The sequence below is a fragment of the Acinetobacter bereziniae LMG 1003 = CIP 70.12 genome, from assembly GCF_000368925.1.
GTDB classification, from domain to species: domain Bacteria; phylum Pseudomonadota; class Gammaproteobacteria; order Pseudomonadales; family Moraxellaceae; genus Acinetobacter; species Acinetobacter bereziniae.
Map to the genome: position 1 here is coordinate 722,432 of NZ_KB849756.1, position 17,397 is coordinate 739,828.

Genomic DNA, 17,397 nt, shown 5'->3' on the forward strand with positions numbered 1-17,397 from the left:
GGTACATATTATGGCACTGCTCATTTTGGCGCATCCCTATTACACACGGTCGATTGCAAACAAGACCATTGTCAATCAACTGACAGACAAGTATCCAGATTTAGAAGTTCGAGATATTTTCCAAAGCTACCCTGATTATCAAATTGATGTCGCTGCGGAACAGCAGGCATTACTGCGACATGAAACGGTCATTCTGCAATATCCAATGTTTTGGTTTAATATGCCCGCTATTTTAAAATTATGGTTCGATGAAGTTTTTAGCTATCAATTTGCTTATGGTTCACAAGGAGATAAATTGAAAAATAAAAAAGTTTTGCTGAGTATGACTGTTGGACAGTCAGAAAAAAATTTAATCAATGAACACGAAAATTTAATCGAAAGCTTTTTAAAATCTGTTCATCACTCCATTCAATATAGTCAAATGAATTTAAGTGGCACTTTTTTACTTTTTGATGTGTCACCCTTATCTGGTCACTCAGCGTCTAAAATCAAACGGGAAGCGGTCGAACACGGTGACAAAATTCTTAAGCATTTACTTCATACTTGATAAAAAGGGCATCTTAATGATGCCCTCTGTTTTGGTGTTGTTCTCTCTTTAGAGGTTTTTTCAAACCACCGGTGCTAAGGTAAACAACACCTGCCCTGTTTTAACTGTCTGCCCTTTTTCAATGGTAATAGTTTCAACTTTCATTCGCTCAGGCGCGATGATTGGAATTTCAATTTTCATGGCTTCGATCACTGCAAGGGTTGCGCCTTCTTCCACAATGTCACCTGAAGCACATTCTATTTTCCAAATTGAACCGGGCATATGTGATTCAACTGCACACCCACCTTGCGGGATAATGACGGCTTCTGCATCGTCTACAGCATCCAGACTTTCAGAAACATATTCTTGTAAACCAGCCGCATGCCATCGACGACGTTCAGCTTCAAAATTGGTTTGTTGCGTGTGTTTGAATGCCTGAATGCTGTCTTGATTTTCGGCTAAGAAGTCATTGTATTGTTTAAGGTTGAGCACGCCCTCTTCAATTCGAAGTTGCAAACGACCTGCTTTAAAATCTTCACGCATTTTTAGCAGTTCTGACTCGGAAACTTCATAAAATTTTACCTGATCAAAAAAGCGCAATAACCATGGTTTGCCTGCTTCAAAATTTGCGTTTTGACGATAACGACTCCACATTTGTGTAGTTCGTCCAACGAACTGATATCCTCCCGGACCTTCCATTCCATAAACACACATATAGGCACCGCCGATACCCACCGCATTTTCAGGTGTCCAAGTCCGAGCAGGGTTATATTTTGTCGTGACCAAACGCTGGCGTGGATCAAGTGGAGTGGCTACGGGCGCACCTAGATATACATCTCCTAAGCCCATCACCAAATAATGTGCACTATATACCACATCTTTCACTGCCTGCTTAGAAGCTAGACCATTGATACGACGGATAAACTCGATATTATCAGGACACCAAGGTGCATCTGGACGCACAATTTGGGTATAGCGTTCAGTCGCTAACTTCGTTTGTGAATCTTCCCAAGCCAAAGGTAAATAAACTGTTCTTGAAGGAACTTGCATCTGATCAATATCAACGAGTTCAGCTTCAGCACTTTGTAATTTCTTTAACAATTCCAATTGATCAACTTGAATTGAATCAAAATGGATCTGTAAAGAACGAATACCCGGTGTGAGATCAATAATCCCTTGAATATTTTGAGCTTTTACCCATTGCATCAAGGCATGAATACGGAATCGTAAATTCAAATCTAAAACCAGTTCACCATATTCAACCAATAAATAACTGTTTCCTGCGGGTCTATAGCAGACACTTGGCAACTTGCCTTGCCCCTCTATGTTCGTGAGTACAGCATTGCTTAAAGTTTCATGCTCAGGCTGAATCAGAGGATTGAAATCAACAGTAGTCGTGTCTGTAGCGATTAAACTTTGATGATATTTTTGGTCGAGACTTTTTGCCTGCGCATAACCTACAGGTATAAATTTGACTTTATCTCCTGCCTTCAACTGACCAATTTTCCAAAGTTCAGAATGAATTACTACTGCGGGACATACAAATCCACCTAAACTTGGACCATCAGGTCCCAAGATAATTGGCATATCCCCAGTGAAGTCTATTGCACCAATTGCATAAGCGTTGTCATGGATATTGGAAGGATGTAAGCCAGCCTCACCACCATCTTCACGTGCCCAATCTGGCTTTGGTCCAATCAAACGAACCCCTGTACGGCTGGAGTTATAATGAATTTCAAAGGTATTGGTAAAAAACTGATCGATGTCTTTTGTAGTAAAGAAATCAGGAGCTCCATGCGGACCATACATCACAGCGATTTCCCAAGTTCGGCTAAAGCTTGGAATTTGATCTTTGGCTAAACGCTTACTGTCTTCAGAACAATACTCAGTGATTGGAAGCATATCTCCAATCAATAAATTACGACCTGCATGTCCACCAAATTGACCTAAGGTAAAGGTTGCTTTTGAACCTAAGTATTCTGGAACGTCAAATCCGCCTTTAATCCCAATATAACTACGGCAACCTGTGCTGATCGTGCCACACTTTAAGACTTGAGATTTTTTAACATTGATTGTTTGCCACATCGGTAGAGCGATACCATCAAGTGTGACCGCCATCTCTCCACCCGTGATGACAATTTGACTATCACAATGGAACTTTAAAGTTGGACCTTGTAAGGTACATTCTAGTCCTGCCGTGTTGTATGGATTTGCTAAAAGTTGATTGGCAACATTTAAGCTTAAAGGGTCAATTGCACCTGACGGTGGTACACCAACATCCCAGTAGCCTAAACGACCAGTGATGTCTTGAATCGAAGTTTGAATACCTGATTGTAAAACTTCGATTTTTTGAGTTTTCCATACAAAAGTATTTAAAAAACGCGTGGTTTGCATTCCTGATTGGAACACTTCGCCTGCAATAATATTCTGTAAATACTCCAAATTCGTTTCAATACCCGAGATTTGAGTTACTGCAAGACTGGCTTGCATTGCGTGTATTGCTGAGTTTCGATCTGCTGCTGTGACAATAATTTTGGCCAGCATCGGATCATAAAATGAAGAAACATGAGAACCCGTTTCGACCCATGTTTCGACACGCGCCTGCGAATCAAATTGCACATGCGTCAATAATCCTGCACTAGGCTGAAATTGCTTAATCGGGTCTTCAGCATATAAACGTACTTGGATCGAATGCCCTTTCGGGACTAATTTTTCTTGTGGAGCAGACCAGTCACCACTGGCTAAAGTCACCATCCATTCGACCAGATCAACACCATAAACTTGTTCAGTCACTCCATGTTCGACTTGTAAACGCGTATTCACTTCCAAGAAATAGAATTGCTCTGTTTCCGTGTCCATGACAAATTCAACAGTCCCTGCCGAACGATAATTCACTGATTGCATCAGTTGAATTGCAATTTTTTGAATATATTCGCGCTGTTCAGCATTTAAATGGGGTGCTGGCGTTTCCTCGATAACTTTCTGATTACGGCGTTGAACAGAACAATCACGCTCTCCCAATGCCAATACCTGTCCTGTACCATCACCAAAAATTTGTACTTCAATATGCCGAGCATGTTGCACAAACTTTTCTAAATACACACCTGCATCTTTAAAGTTTGCTTGAGCGAGATAAGAGACAGTTTGATAGGCATCTCTGAGTTCAGCTTCATTCCAAACCAAACGCATCCCAATACCGCCACCACCAGCGGTGCTTTTCAGCATGACTGGATAACCGATCCGTGTAGCTTCAGTAATGGCTTCGTTTTCATTAGCCAGCAAAGCACTTCCCGGCAATAATGGGACTTGGCTTTGAATTGCAAGTTCACGTGCAGTATGTTTTAAGCCAAAATCCAGCATTTGACTGGATGTTGGACCAATAAAAGCAATCCCCTGATTTTCACAAAGATCACAAAACTCCGCATTTTCAGATAAAAATCCATATCCCGGATGAATTGCCTCAGCGCCTGTCTGCTTTGCAATCTCCAGAATTTTCTCAATATTCAAATAACTCTGTTGTGCTGGTGCTGCACCAATACAAAATGCTTCATCTGCCAAAGTCACATGTAAAGAATCTTGATCGGCTTCTGAGTAAACAGCAACGGAAGCGATGCCTAATTTTTTCAGTGTGCGTATGACACGGCAGGCAATTGCACCACGGTTGGCAATGAGAACTTTTTTAAACATAATTAAGCCTCCGTACCAGTATGGACAATCAATTGAATTTTGGTTGGGTTATACCCATTACATGGATTGTTTAATTGGGGGCAATTCGAAATCAATATAATCAAATCCATTTCTGCTTTGATTTCAACATATTTTCCTGCTGCCGAAATACCATCAGCAAAGGTCAAATGACCTTCAGAGCTCACAGGGACATTCATAAAGAAATTGATATTTGGACCAATATGTCGAACATTCAATTGGTGTTTTTGTGCAATCGGATGTTTCGCCAATGCATACATAAAGTTATTACGGCAACTGTGCATTGGATAAGTCTCATGTGCATAACGTACTGTATTACTTTCACATGAACATGCACCGCCCAAGGTATCATGTCGACCGCAGTTATCATCATGAATCACGCCAATCGCACGACCATGATTGCTATATAAAGTGGTACCTTTTTCTAAATATATATGTTGATTTATGGTCAAAGTGTCCGTCGCACTATAACGTTCAACTGGGTTTTCTGCAGATATGAACAAAGTATCGACTGCTTGATTGCCTTCCAAATCAACAATGCGAAAATACTGTCCTTTTTTAATTTCGCCCATCCATGCCTCACCTGCAAGGCATACGTCATCAACAAGTACTTGGTCGAACACACGATGCTCGATTGAACTGAATATGGTCATGATCGTTGCCCTCTTTATGCGTTGATGTTATGTAATGAATGGCGTGCAAAATAACGATCATTGTTGTTAAATGCGCGTTGATTTTGTGGACAAGAATCCCGACAGATATCTTGTTCTGACAAAGGCAAGGCAGGAAAAAGACTTAAAGCAATATCCGCTGGAGCATAATCCGTAGAATGATCTAAAGCATGTGGTGCAGCGGATAAAAACACCCAACTATCCATTTCAAATCGGAGTTGAATGATTTGATCCTGATTATCCGAAGTAACATAACTCAATGCACCTGTTTGATCTGGACTGACTTTTGAAAATAAGTTAATCGTGGCACTTAAATCAATTTGCCCCAAAGAATACTTACTCATTTCAATCAGCAAACCATCTAAACCATTTTGATACATCTGATTTCGGGCATCTTGAAATCTTTTCGTTCCAAAAGTGCGCTGAATTTGTTCAGATCGACTTGCACCACATAAAACATCATTCCAGCCATGATCATCACGAACAATTGATGCCATGACTCGTCCCAAATCAGAATATAAAACATGACCTTGTGTTAAATATGCAGTATGTTGCCCTTTTAGGCTGTCAGGCATATTGAAGCGTTCAAGTCTGTCATTCGCATTGACACAAAACAAAGACACATTGGCATTTTTAGCTAAGGCTTTAAGTTGCAGTACAGTTCCTTTTGGAATGCGACCTGACCAGTGATGCCCACCTGGTAATTTTTCAGACCAAATCTCATTCTGATCATGATAATTTGTCGTATTCATAGCCACTCCTGTTCGGATAGTTGATTGACTTCCTCCCGGGCTTTTATCCCTCCGTGTAGTTCTTGCGAACCGCGAACTCTCGGTCCAGACATATTTGCATGGCACAAATATCGGAACCCTAGATCACTTTTTATAGGGCTAAGGAATGCAAAGGCTATGCCAATTCAGTATTACGATTTTTAGATTTTGTCATACTTATTTTGAGCAATATGGGTGCATTTTAGGCTTATTTTAAAAATGAAGCGCCATTTATGGTCAAAAATCGTTTTATTTAGATGGAGAGATGCGATTGGTAAAGCAATAAAAAAGCATTCGCTCATGACTTTACTGAATCAAAAAAGTGAAAGACAAGATTTAGCGACTTAGCCTATCTAGTTTTATTTCTCTGCTTCTGCCTGGGCGATTGTCAGCCTTAGGGCGAGTATCAAAACGTGTGGGAAACAATGCCATTCTTTCGTTCATTGACATTGAAAACATCAATGAACTGAATTCATTAAATTTAAATGAAAGCCACCACTACTTTTATATTTAGAAGTTTTTTCATCAAAAATTTAACTTACTATTCAACTAAAATTTTATTTTTCAGGACTTTTTATTATAGAATTTGCTATTTCTATCAATTCATTTTCGCTTAAATTATAAGCATTTATCTGGTAATAATTTCTATCACTAACAAAAGTTAATTTCTGCAGCATTTCTGATGGTAATTTTTCATAAATAGCAGGAGTATCATTAGCAAGTGAACTATTTAGAGCCTCTTTAACCAACTGTTGAGTTGATTTTTCTGGTTTTAAATGAATTTGCTCTATCTCAACCTTACTTTTATTATTTTCATAAAGTTTATATATCCCACTCCATCCCTCACCCTGGTTATAGGATCCAAAATTTTGAGCGCCTGTCAATTGCAGACCGTATTGTTCTAAAATCTTATTCGGCGTGCTTTTAAACCCATCAAGGTCTTTTACCATTTCATCTAAAGTTTTGTCTCTTAAGTTTTCTCTAACTTTTTCTAAATCACTAAACTCATTAGTTTTCACGCCACCACTGAGACTTCCCTTTTCATTTAAATTTTTTAATGCTTGTTTGATAGATGCTCTGGTAATCTCATCCAATTCATTTAAAGATGTATAAATAACTCCGTTGACTAGACCTTCTTTCATGATTTTGTCGAACATGTCTTCGGTCATATTCAAAGCTATTTTTTTGTTAAGCTCAGGATTTAGGTTTTTACCACTAGCCCAATCATCATTTTTCCCAGAAACTTGTGATACATCTTGATTTTTTTCATTTTGACTCACTGTTCCTTTTGTTGAAAGGTACATATATCCTATGAGAAAAATCAAAAATCCCAATATAACAACGAGTAATTTAACTATACGCATAACGCCATGACCATCCTTGTGATAAATTACAATTTGTTGCTGAGGTATTACTGCTGTATATACTCTTAATCACCCTTTAAGGCTTTGAAAAATATTCATAAATTTTATTTACATTACTTCTAAAGCTTGTCTTTAAAATTGAATCTGTTGTTCTTCGATAATTTGCAATAATTGCTCTTCTACTTCGATCATCATCTCTTAGCCTATTGATTATAAATCCATTCTGCCATTCTCCAGTGACTTTATAAGGTCGTTGAACCTTATACGAGATCGTTTACATACAATAGTCGACAAAGTCCCCCTTATTTTTTAGATGATCTAATCTTGCTTGTTTCACTGTGATGAAGATATTTATTTCGCAATACTTGCTTTTCCCACATAAACCTAAGCACGGCAATGAACATATTGAATATAATTGCTGATAAAATCAGTCCAATATGCAAAATTTCCAATTTCATTTTCGACATATTGGATTTATGCTTGGGTGGCTCACAGTATTCTATAATTGCTTTAAGTGGCTTAATTTAGACAATAGCAAAGGTTGCTACTGTCTTAACAGTCACTCGATTTGCTTTAAGCCGTTTTAAATGTCCGAAAAATTATCTTGTCTAATAATAGCTTGCTCTTTTCTTAGAAAATTTATCCAGTTGTTTAAGGAAACCATCAAAATAATCTTTTTCTTTTTCTTCAATACGATAGCCTGCATATAAAGTCCGGCGTAAACCTTCAGGTGCGACGCAGTCGAGACGTCGAGACACCACCCAGCCTTTTTGCTCATATTCATTTACCACCCAATCTGGCAAAGCAGCAATACCATGACCACTGGCAACCAACTGGATCAACATTTGGGTCAGATCTGTAGTACGAATATGTTTGGGCTGAATATTGGCAGGAATAAATAGTCTAGACATAATATCAAGACGATGCTTATCTACAGGATAGGTTACTAAAGTTTCTTCTGCTAATTCCTGAACCGTAATTTCCTTCATACGCACCAGAGGATGGGTCTGAGATAAAACCAAACGTGATTCATATTCAAAAATTGGGAAATATTCGATGCCTTTCAATGCGATTGGATCAGCAGTAATTAACAGGTCAAACTCACCTGTTTGCAATAATTCATGTGGATTTGCTTCAAAGCCAGAAGCAAAGTCTAAGTCTACATCGGGATATTGTTGACGATATTGATTTAACAACGGCATTAACCAGTCAAAACAACTGTGACATTCAGAAGAAAAAACAATTCGTCCAGTTTGCCCGTGCACGATACGGGTAATATCAGATTGAGTAATTTGTACTTGAGGCAAAATATCATCTGCCAATTTCAACAACCTCTGTCCTACATTGGAAAAACTGACAGGTCGTGAACGACGGTTAACTACTTCTACACCAAACCATTGATCCAGCTCTCGGAGTTGATGCGACAATGCTGATGGGGTCAAACACAGATCTCCTGCGGCTGCCACTAATGAGCCATGCTCACGAAGAGCAGTCAGTGTTTTTAGATGTCGAAGTTCTAACATTCAGTCTTTACCAGATGAGTTTGTGACGCAAATCATTGCCTATAGAATAACTGATTCACTAAAGTTATGTTTAATTATTTTCACCTAATGCTCATTATAATTATTTTTTTTCACCTTAAAACAAAAAACAAATAATCTCTACGATATTCTATTTAGCTTTTAAAGTGCATCAACTTTAAAATAAAGCACTGATATAACGGTTAAAATGCTCAATAAAAAGGATTAAATATAAAATCATTCAGCTTAACATGAAAACATTTCACCTAATCGCAATCCCATATCGCATAAAAACTTTTACAATACTCAATCCATCACTTTTTATATTGTTCAACATGACGCTGGAACGAAAAAAACTCGAATTACCTCAAGGTCACAATAAATTGTTGCTTCATTCGTGTTGTGCGCCGTGTTCAGGTGAGGTGATGGAAACCTTAATTGAATCAGAAATTGATTTTTCGATCTTTTTTTATAATCCCAATATTCATCCAGTAAAAGAATATCTGATACGAAAAGAAGAAAATATTCGTTTTGCCGAGAAGCACAATATTGAATTTATCGACTGCGATTACGATACCGACAATTGGTTTGCCCGTGCCAAAGGCATGGAAAACGAACCTGAAAAAGGTATTCGCTGTACCATGTGTTTTGATATGCGTTTCGAACGAACAGCCCTATATGCCTATGAACATGGTTTTCGCTTAATCAGTAGTTCCTTGGGTATATCTCGTTGGAAAGACATGCAACAGATCAATGGCTGTGGAATCCGAGCAGCAGCACATTATCCTGAAATTGAATATTGGGATTATAACTGGCGCAAAAATGGTGGTGCGCATCGTATGATTGAAATCAGTAACCGCGAAGAATTTTACCAGCAGGAATACTGTGGCTGTGTGTATTCATTACGTGATACCAATCGCTGGCGTATGAAAAATGGCCGTGATCGAATTAAATTAGGTGAAAAGTTTTATAGTAATGCTATGGATGAAGAGCACTAAATTTAGCTACTCTGCCTTATACCAATTTTTCCAAGAGCTGGTTCCTCGTACCTCAATCGGAACGGTTGGAATCAGTTGTTCTTTTAACAGTTGAATTTGATCTACATCATGCGCTAAACGCGATTTGACCGAATGAATGCATTCCCTATCGCCAAACTCACAGCGATCTAAATCGGTACCACCACAAGGGCCATTGGCTAACCCTTTGGGGCAAGTTTCTGGGCAAATATATAAAGTTTCAGCCAAACGACATTGACCACAACTTTCACAGCCCAGCAAATAATGCTTACTTAAATATTCAGTCTGTAAGAGTACTTTGGCGGCAGTTTTTCTATTCCAGAAGCTGGCATTAAAAATAAAAGTACCCACCCCTTTCATAAAGCTAGACTGAAACATAGCACGATGAATCAGGTCTAAAAACTGATATTTCACCTTGTTGTTCAATGCTGACTTTATCCGTTTAGCCGCCACTTTTGGTCGAAGTTGTTCACCCTCTGCCAACTGCCACAATTGATTCCAGAGTATCTCGCATTGAGACAAATTCAGGTCGCGATATTGTTCAATATACTGTTCTAACAGCATTTGCTCATCAGCTTTATGACATGCTGAAAGGTGTACACCGGCATAACCCAAATGTTGGCAAATCAAAATTTGTAAAGCACAGCGCTTATACACATTTTCTGGGCATTGATTGACTTGATCCTGTGCTAAAACCTCTAGCATATGCGGGGTAATCACGATACCGGCAACTTTATGCTTCACCATAAATTGTGCTCGCGCTAAAGTCAGTGGCATGACACAAGCGAGCGTTTTTTGGATATATTTTTCTTGGGCTAAAAAAGTTTGCAGTTGTTTTAAAGCAGACAAATCAAAACCCAATTGAGTAATGATGTAATCTGCACCTGCATTTAATTTCTTATGTAGTTTTAAATACTGTGCTTGTTGTTCAGCTGGCGTATATTTAAAGGGATTAAAAGCCACACCAATATGGAAACCGCCATATTGATGAGCAGCCATAACCGCATTGACCGATTCTAAATAGCGGGTTCTGGCATGTTGCCCCTGTCCATCATGGTGTTTTTTAAGCTTATCACCTGTCAGTAACAAGATATCTCGTAATCCGACTGAATCTGCTTGCTTTAAAAATAATTTAAAATCATCAATGTCTCGCCCCTTACCTGCATAATGTAAAACCTTCTCGATATGATCTGGATATGCTTGTGCAGCGATCAAAGGGGCAATATCCTCATCAGTACGCACACGATCAGACAAAGTCATACAGGCTGGAAAACCTGCCAAACTTTCCCTGACAGGCAGTACCTGTTTTTTTGTAGGGAGATACTCTACTAAGCAACAAAATTGATTTTGCGCAAAATACTGGGAAAGCTTAGACATAAAATACAAATGTAAAAAGACAAACAACAAAAAATTAAGTCAGAATTATAGAATGTTTTGCATCAAATTACTGTGCTTAGACACAATTTTATCTGGCATGCAGCCTTTCGAATGACCTGTTTATAAATTGAAAGGGACCATACTAAAAATTTCGGATCAGACTCTTTATAAAGTTTTAGTTTTTTATACGTTCTGCTAAGACTTGTTTAAGTACATTAGTTCCGTTGATTGCAGAGGGAAAACCTGAATAAACTGACATCAAAAGCATAATTTCCTTGATTTCCGTTTCACTTAATCCAATATTCAACCCTGCATGGATATGGAATTTGAGTTGGGGTTGTGCTGTTCCTAATGCAGTTAATGCCGCAATCGTCGCAATTTGTCGGTATTGCTTGCTTAAATTATCTCTTGCGTAAATATCGGCATATCCATACTCAAGGATAAACTTGAGCAATTCGGGAGAGAATTCAGCATATGCTGTTTTTAGCCGATCTACTTGCTGACTGTCCAACTGTGATAATTCATCTTCACCTAATTTTAATCGATCAACATGATTAATTTTACTCGCTGTTTTACCTATTTCATCATGGATGCCCTGCTTTTTTCTTTCTACTAAAACATCTTTGAGTATATTCATTGCATTGATGCTACTTGGAAAACCTGAATATCCAGACAATTGTAAAATGACTTCCTTAAGTTCATTGATGCTAGTTCCTGTATTTAATGCCCCGTTGATGTGAACTTTTAATTGTGGTTGCGCATTACCCATTGCCGTCAACGCAGCAACAACCGCGATTTCTTTAGACTTTAGGTCAAGCCCAGTTCTTGAATAAACATCACCAAATGCGTATTCAATAATGTATGTGCCTAGATCAGGCGAGACATCTTTTAGACTTTGAATGACTTTTTCACCTGCTTCGCCATCAATTTCTTTGAGTTTTTCCCAACCTCTTTCATATCGACTTAATTGCATTTCGCTTTTAACAGGGCGGCTAAAATCAGGCAGTGTACTCTTCTGCATAATCTTTTCTCCTTTGATTTGATGATTGAATGGGTGCATCGATAGACGACCATCGGTGTTTATATTGATTTCATTTATCGCTTGCACAGATGGAGCCAATGCTATTCCGATAAAATAAACGGTCAAAATGACTGCATGTTTAAAGCACATCTTTTTCTCTTTGCTGTGTTTATAAAGCTGTGTTTATTAATTTGCTATGTAAATCAATAAGAATATTTTTCTGACCAATAAAGTCAGATGGATATAAAGTTAAATAGTCATGCTGAATTCTCAATGCTAATTTTTTATATGGCGACTTTTATAAGCTTGCATCAAGATGTCTTATCAATGGATTAAATTAACACAGAAATATAAATATTATTAAAATATAAGTGTAGAGATTCTTATTATTGTAACATTTTATACCACTCCTCAGGTCTCAAAGTGGAACAAATCAATAGCCTATTAAACACAGCAGCACTTTTTTGGCAAAGCTAAATTGTTTTTAAATTTTCAAGATTTTTCCCTGATCCATATAAAGCACTTGCGCATTTAAATAAGCCAACTCATCGGCGTGATGTGTCACATAAATCATCGGTAATTGAGTCTGGGTTTTTACCCGATCAAGGAAAGGTAAAATTTGCTGTTTTAAGCGTTGATCCAAACCTGTTAAAGGTTCATCTAGCAATAATAAATCTGGAGAAGACAACAGCGCTCGTCCAATTGAAACACGCTGCGCCTCTCCACCAGAAAGTTGATGTGCATGGCGCTTAAGTAAGTTCCTTAGTTCCAATAAATCCACAATCTGCTCAAAAGCAAATTTTTTGTCGAGATCAGTGCGTAAATGTTCGGCATATTTTAAATTCTGTTGAACATTCATATGTGGAAATAACCATGCCTTTTGAAAAACCAAAGCAATACGACGCTGATGCATCGGGACACGAATTTTTTTCTGATCATCAAATAATACTTGTTTGTTCAGTAATATTGAGCCTTGGCTCGGTTGTAATAACCCAGTGATATTTTTAAGTAAGGTTGATTTACCACATCCTGAAGGTCCCATGATCCCGAGTAATTGTTGTTGCATGTGCAACTGTACCTGTAGATTCAAGTCAGCATATTGAAACTGAAAATCACATTGCAGCATCTTTGCCTCCTAGTTTTCGCTGATACTTCTGCAAAATATAATAATTTGCAATCAATGCTGAGAAAGCGATTAACAATGACAGCACCACCAAACGCATGGCAGCCTGCTCGCCGTCAGGTTGTTGAATCAAGGAATAAATGGCGATTGGGATAGTGCGGGTTTCATCTGGAATATTCCCGACAAAAGTAATGGTTGCACCAAATTCCCCCAAACTACGGCTAAAACATAAAATACTCCCGATTAAAATACCGGGCAACGCCAAAACCAAACTAATACTTCTAAACACCTTGAATGGACTGGCACCTAGAGAGCCTGCCACCTGTTCTAATTGCTGATTGATCATTTGAAAAGACAATCGAATCGGCTGTACCATAAGTGGGAAAGCCACCACCATCGATGCTAAAACTGCACCTTTCCAATTAAAAGCCATTTGAATACCGAGTTGATTCAAATATTGACCAATCCAACCCTGTGCACCAAATAAGATTAAAAGTAAATAACCTAAAACAACTGGCGGTAAGACCATTGGCATCTGTAGTAATGCTTCAACAACAAACTTCAACTTAAAGTCATAACGCGCCAGTATCCAAGCCAGCATCACAGCAAAAGGCAGGCAGAATAAAGTTGCACAAGTCGCAACTTTTGCAGATAAATACAGCGCACTCCACTCTTCAGGGCTTAACATAGACGATGGCCTTAAAGGGTAAATCCATATTGAAGCAGTATTTTTTTAGCTTGCGGATTTTCCTTTAAGTATTGATTAAATTTGACTGCAGATGGATTATTTTGCCCCTGTTTAGTCAAAGCAATCGGATAGACGATGGGTTGATGGCTAATGCGTGGAAAAACACCTGAAATTTTGACTTTTTTACTGATCAACGCATCTGTTTTATAGACGATTCCCACCTGACACTCGCCACGTTCAACAAATGCTAAGGCTGAGCGAACATCGTCAGTGCCAACAATTCGACCATTCAAACTATCGAGCCAATTCAATTTAATTAAGCTTTGTTTGGCATATTTACCTGCGGGTACAGATTCCATTTGTCCTGTACACAAGCGACCCTGAAAGGATTGCGCAAAATTGAACTGTGGTACAGCTTTAAACTGTTGCTTACTTTGAACTGGGCTGATTAAAACCAGCTGATTAAACAGAAAAGGCTTCACTTGGTTGTGTTGAATTTTTTGTTTTTGTACCAAGTAATTCATCCAATCCTGATCGGCAGAAAAGAAAATGTCGCTGGGTGCACCTGCTTCAATCTGTTTTGCCAGTGCTGATGATGCACCAAACACAGGCACAATTTTAATCTCTGGATTTTGCTTTTCATATACTTTGGCAATATCTGTAATAGCATTGGTCAAACTTGCTGCCGAATAAATCTTAACGGTTTCAGCATGTGATAGCGTCGAAAACAGCGTGAAAGCAAGCACAAAATTGATCGGTCTACGCATTTTTTATTCCCTCAATTTTGAATGAATAACACAGGTAAAATCTGTCCTTTCTGTATGTCTTGCTCTGCGGGAACCCGTACAATACAGTTGGCATGGATGAGATTACTGAGCATATGAGATTGTTGTTTTGCTAAACTTTTTAAACTTAAGTGACCTTGTTCAAAGACAGCACTCATTCTTAAAAATCGTTCACGTGCATCAGATTTAAGTGCGTGACTGATGATGCCATTTTGCCACTGTGGGGGAGATTGATGCCCTTGCAAAGCGCCAAGTAAAGTTGAGACGTAGACTTGCATACCGATATAGACCGCAGCTGGATTTCCCGGTAATGCCAATAAATAACAATGACGTTGATCTTTGCGCTGATATTTCGCAAACAACATCGGTTTGCCAGGTTTTTGTTTGACTTTCCAAAAAATTTGCTCAAAACCTAACTTAAGTGCAACAGGTCGAACAAAATCATAGTCCCCAACAGAGATACCACCAGTACTAATAATCAAATCATATTGATTTTTGAGTTCGTCAAATAAATTGAGGACTTGTTGTTGTTGATCATCAACATGGATCACATCTATGCTTTGATTGTGTGTTTGGAACCATGCTTGAATCAAAGGTCCATTTGCATCAAAAATTTTACCTGAGTTTAAGCACTCGACAGTCTCAGCAACTTCATCCCCTGTAATTACTACAGCAATTTTAGGGTATTTAAAAACCTTTAATTGCTTTATTCCTGCCATACTCAACGCAGCAATCACTCCCGTATTTAGCTTCTGACCAGCAGGCGCAAGTCGCTGACCTTGCGTCACCTCTTCACCCTTCTCACGAATATTTGCATATTGTTTTAATTTTTCATCAATTCTAATCACTTGCGTGCTAAGCACTTCCACAATTTCCTGACGGGCAACTGTAGTAGTTCCTATCGGTATTTGACTTCCTGTGAATATTCGTAAGGCCTGTCCTTGTAACAGTTTCACATCGACTGTTTGCCCTGCACGCACCTCACCCACAACATCAAACTGTGTGCCCGCTTCTACCGGTTCTTGACTAGATAATGCATATCCATCAACAGCACTTTGCGAAAACAAAGGTAAGTCAATCTTTGAAAAAATATCATCTGCAAGATATCGATTAAGCGCTTGGCTCAGTGGTAAAACTTCTGTATCTAAACAATGGCTATGTGTCAAAATAAGCGCTAAAGCATGATCAATAGAAATTAAGCCCTTCTCTACACCACAACCCTGAATAACAACCTGTTGATTCATTGATAGCCTCCTGCATGTGGGATGTTTTTTTGCACATCAAAGAGATGAACCAAAGCAGGTAAAATCGCAATCAATGATTCTTGCGCACCTTGTCTACTTCCCGGCAAGGTGATGACCAAGCTTTTTTCAATATAACCAGCAACCCCACGGCTCAAGGCAGCATAAGGTGTACGGCGCTGACCAAAGCTGCGTGAAGCTTCCATCAAACCGGGAATTTCACGCTCAAGTAAGGGTTGAATGGTTTCAACAGTAAGATCTTTTGGTCCTAATCCAGTTCCACCCACTGTTAAAATCAGTGGATATTGATTTTTTTGTTGTTCAATTAAAGCCAATAATTGTTCAGGTGAATCAGGAATCACTTGATAGTCAATTCCCACAAAATTGGCTTGTTCGAGGATCTCCAATACATTTTGCCCAGCAGTATCTGGTTTTTTGCCTGAAGCAACAGTATCAGATAAAACAATAATTGAAGCAATCAAAGGTTCTTTCAATACACGCGTAAAGTGCGATTTCCCACCTTTTTTCTTCTGTAATTTGCATTGATCTAGACATAAGTCCTCGGGTTCACAATGCGGTTTCAACATATCGTACAAGGTTAAACCTGCCAAACTCACTGCTGTTAATGCTTCCATCTCTACGCCAGTTGGACCTATTGTTTCAACTGTAGCCATGATCACCACATGGGTTTCATTTAACTCGTATTCCACATCTGCACGATAGATTGGCAAAGGATGGCACAGTGGAATTAACTCATCGGTACGTTTGGCTGCCAAAATTCCTGCAATTCGGGCAGTTTTTAATGCATCACCTTTTTCAGTATTGCCATTTCTTAACAGTTCGATGCAATGCGAAGGTGCATGTAATATCCCTGTTGCAACCGCTGTACGATAGCTTTCTGCTTTCATGCCCACATTTTTCATTACATCTTCCTTCTATTGCGATATTTTCCAAGGCAAATCGTGTTGTGCTGAATATGTTTTACATATGCCATTGATAAATAGTCTGTTCACAAGTCTTGTTCAGTACAACGTTTTGCTCACGATCTGACTGCAATGATTTATGTGCTGAATGTTGGTGTTCACAATGCTGTTGCATGTGAGATTCATTATGTGAAACTTGACTTGATCCTACATAGTCCTTACGGATACAACAGCCTGCAACATATTGGCTACTTCCATCTTGATAAAACTCTTCTTTCCACACAGGAACTTCATGTTTTACTCGCTCTACAGCTTCTTCACACGCAGCAAAAGCTTCACGACGATGTGCTGCATAAGCCACTGCAATAATGGCTTTTTCACCAATATCCAAAGTCCCAATCCGATGGATCACTCGAACATAAGGCACAGCAAACTGCTGTTGGATTTCTTGTTCAATTTGACGAATCATTTTTTCAGAAACAGGCGCATAGGAAGTATATTTTAATGACTTAACCGCTTTACCTTCATGATGATTCCGCACAGTTCCAATAAAAAAACCAATTCCACCACATTCAGGAAAGTTTTGAATCGGGTCAAAACTTTCTAAGCGCAGTGCTGAATGCTGAATACGGTTAAATTGTTTGAGACTATGTTTAAAAGTATGCAT

General features: G+C 38.7%; 15 protein-coding genes and 1 riboswitch. Of the genes, 2 read left to right on the forward strand and 13 right to left on the reverse strand.

The features are described from left to right. The first annotated feature begins 10 nt into the window (after window positions 1-10). Window positions 11-547 (forward strand): NAD(P)H-dependent oxidoreductase, encoded by a 537-nt coding sequence (locus tag F938_RS13475; protein ID WP_005032496.1) that lies wholly within the window; start codon window positions 11-13, stop codon window positions 545-547. A 60-nt stretch (window positions 548-607) separates the two neighbouring features. Here the strand turns inward: F938_RS13475 and uca are convergent, their stop codons facing one another. The 5 genes from uca to F938_RS13500 form a co-directional block, all read right to left on the reverse strand. Beyond that, the gene (gene uca / locus F938_RS13480; RefSeq protein WP_005032498.1) at window positions 608-4,213 is read right to left on the reverse strand and encodes an urea carboxylase; all 3,606 of its coding nucleotides are present in this window, start codon (window positions 4,211-4,213) and stop codon (window positions 608-610) included. A gap of 2 nt (window positions 4,214-4,215) precedes the next feature. Next, window positions 4,216-4,884 (reverse strand): urea amidolyase associated protein UAAP2, encoded by a 669-nt coding sequence (locus F938_RS13485; RefSeq protein WP_005032499.1) that lies wholly within the window; start codon window positions 4,882-4,884, stop codon window positions 4,216-4,218. A gap of 14 nt (window positions 4,885-4,898) precedes the next feature. Continuing rightward, window positions 4,899-5,654, reverse strand: coding sequence for an urea amidolyase associated protein UAAP1 (locus F938_RS13490; protein WP_005032502.1), 756 nt, complete (start codon window positions 5,652-5,654; stop codon window positions 4,899-4,901). A 30-nt stretch (window positions 5,655-5,684) separates the two neighbouring features. Next, a riboswitch (guanidine-I (ykkC/yxkD leader) is annotated at window positions 5,685-5,787 on the reverse strand. Between the two features lie 442 nt (window positions 5,788-6,229). Beyond that, window positions 6,230-7,036 carry a hypothetical protein gene (locus tag F938_RS13495; protein ID WP_005032505.1) on the reverse strand — a complete coding sequence of 269 codons (807 nt, stop codon included), beginning with the start codon at window positions 7,034-7,036 and terminating at the stop codon, window positions 6,230-6,232. A gap of 608 nt (window positions 7,037-7,644) precedes the next feature. Then, window positions 7,645-8,559 (reverse strand): LysR family transcriptional regulator, encoded by a 915-nt coding sequence (locus F938_RS13500; RefSeq protein ID WP_004828965.1) that lies wholly within the window; start codon window positions 8,557-8,559, stop codon window positions 7,645-7,647. 332 nt (window positions 8,560-8,891) lie between these two features. Between F938_RS13500 and F938_RS13505 the strand changes: the two genes are divergently transcribed. Beyond that, window positions 8,892-9,554, forward strand: coding sequence for an epoxyqueuosine reductase QueH (locus F938_RS13505; protein ID WP_026040308.1), 663 nt, complete (start codon window positions 8,892-8,894; stop codon window positions 9,552-9,554). Between the two features lie 6 nt (window positions 9,555-9,560). Here F938_RS13505 and F938_RS13510 read toward each other — a convergent pair whose 3' ends face one another. The 8 genes from F938_RS13510 to F938_RS13545 all read right to left on the reverse strand — a co-directional run bounded on the left by F938_RS13510 (window position 9,561) and on the right by F938_RS13545 (window position 17,397). After that, window positions 9,561-10,949, reverse strand: a complete 1,389-nt coding sequence (locus F938_RS13510; RefSeq protein WP_005032512.1) for a methylenetetrahydrofolate reductase C-terminal domain-containing protein — start codon at window positions 10,947-10,949, stop codon at window positions 9,561-9,563. 175 nt (window positions 10,950-11,124) lie between these two features. After that, window positions 11,125-12,120, reverse strand: coding sequence for a carboxymuconolactone decarboxylase family protein (locus F938_RS13515; RefSeq protein ID WP_005032515.1), 996 nt, complete (start codon window positions 12,118-12,120; stop codon window positions 11,125-11,127). Between the two features lie 334 nt (window positions 12,121-12,454). Further along, complete coding sequence (locus F938_RS13520) at window positions 12,455-13,096, reverse strand: ATP-binding cassette domain-containing protein (protein ID WP_004828971.1); 642 nt, start codon at window positions 13,094-13,096, stop codon at window positions 12,455-12,457. Beyond that, window positions 13,083-13,781 carry a molybdate ABC transporter permease subunit gene (modB, locus tag F938_RS13525; RefSeq protein WP_005032517.1) on the reverse strand — a complete coding sequence of 233 codons (699 nt, stop codon included), beginning with the start codon at window positions 13,779-13,781 and terminating at the stop codon, window positions 13,083-13,085. Before modB ends, F938_RS13520 begins: the two co-directional genes overlap by 14 nt. Window positions 13,782-13,792: 11 nt before the next feature. Next, window positions 13,793-14,548 (reverse strand): molybdate ABC transporter substrate-binding protein, encoded by a 756-nt coding sequence (gene modA, locus F938_RS13530; RefSeq protein ID WP_005032519.1) that lies wholly within the window; start codon window positions 14,546-14,548, stop codon window positions 13,793-13,795. Between the two features lie 11 nt (window positions 14,549-14,559). After that, window positions 14,560-15,810, reverse strand: a complete 1,251-nt coding sequence (locus F938_RS13535) for a molybdopterin molybdotransferase MoeA (RefSeq protein WP_005032520.1) — start codon at window positions 15,808-15,810, stop codon at window positions 14,560-14,562. Further along, entirely contained in the window at window positions 15,807-16,730 is a 924-nt protein-coding gene (gene moaCB, locus F938_RS13540) for a bifunctional molybdenum cofactor biosynthesis protein MoaC/MoaB (protein ID WP_005032522.1), read from the reverse strand. Before moaCB ends, F938_RS13535 begins: the two co-directional genes overlap by 4 nt. 58 nt (window positions 16,731-16,788) lie before the next feature. Beyond that, window positions 16,789-17,397, reverse strand: a complete 609-nt coding sequence (locus F938_RS13545) for a molybdenum cofactor biosynthesis protein MoaE (RefSeq protein WP_005032524.1) — start codon at window positions 17,395-17,397, stop codon at window positions 16,789-16,791.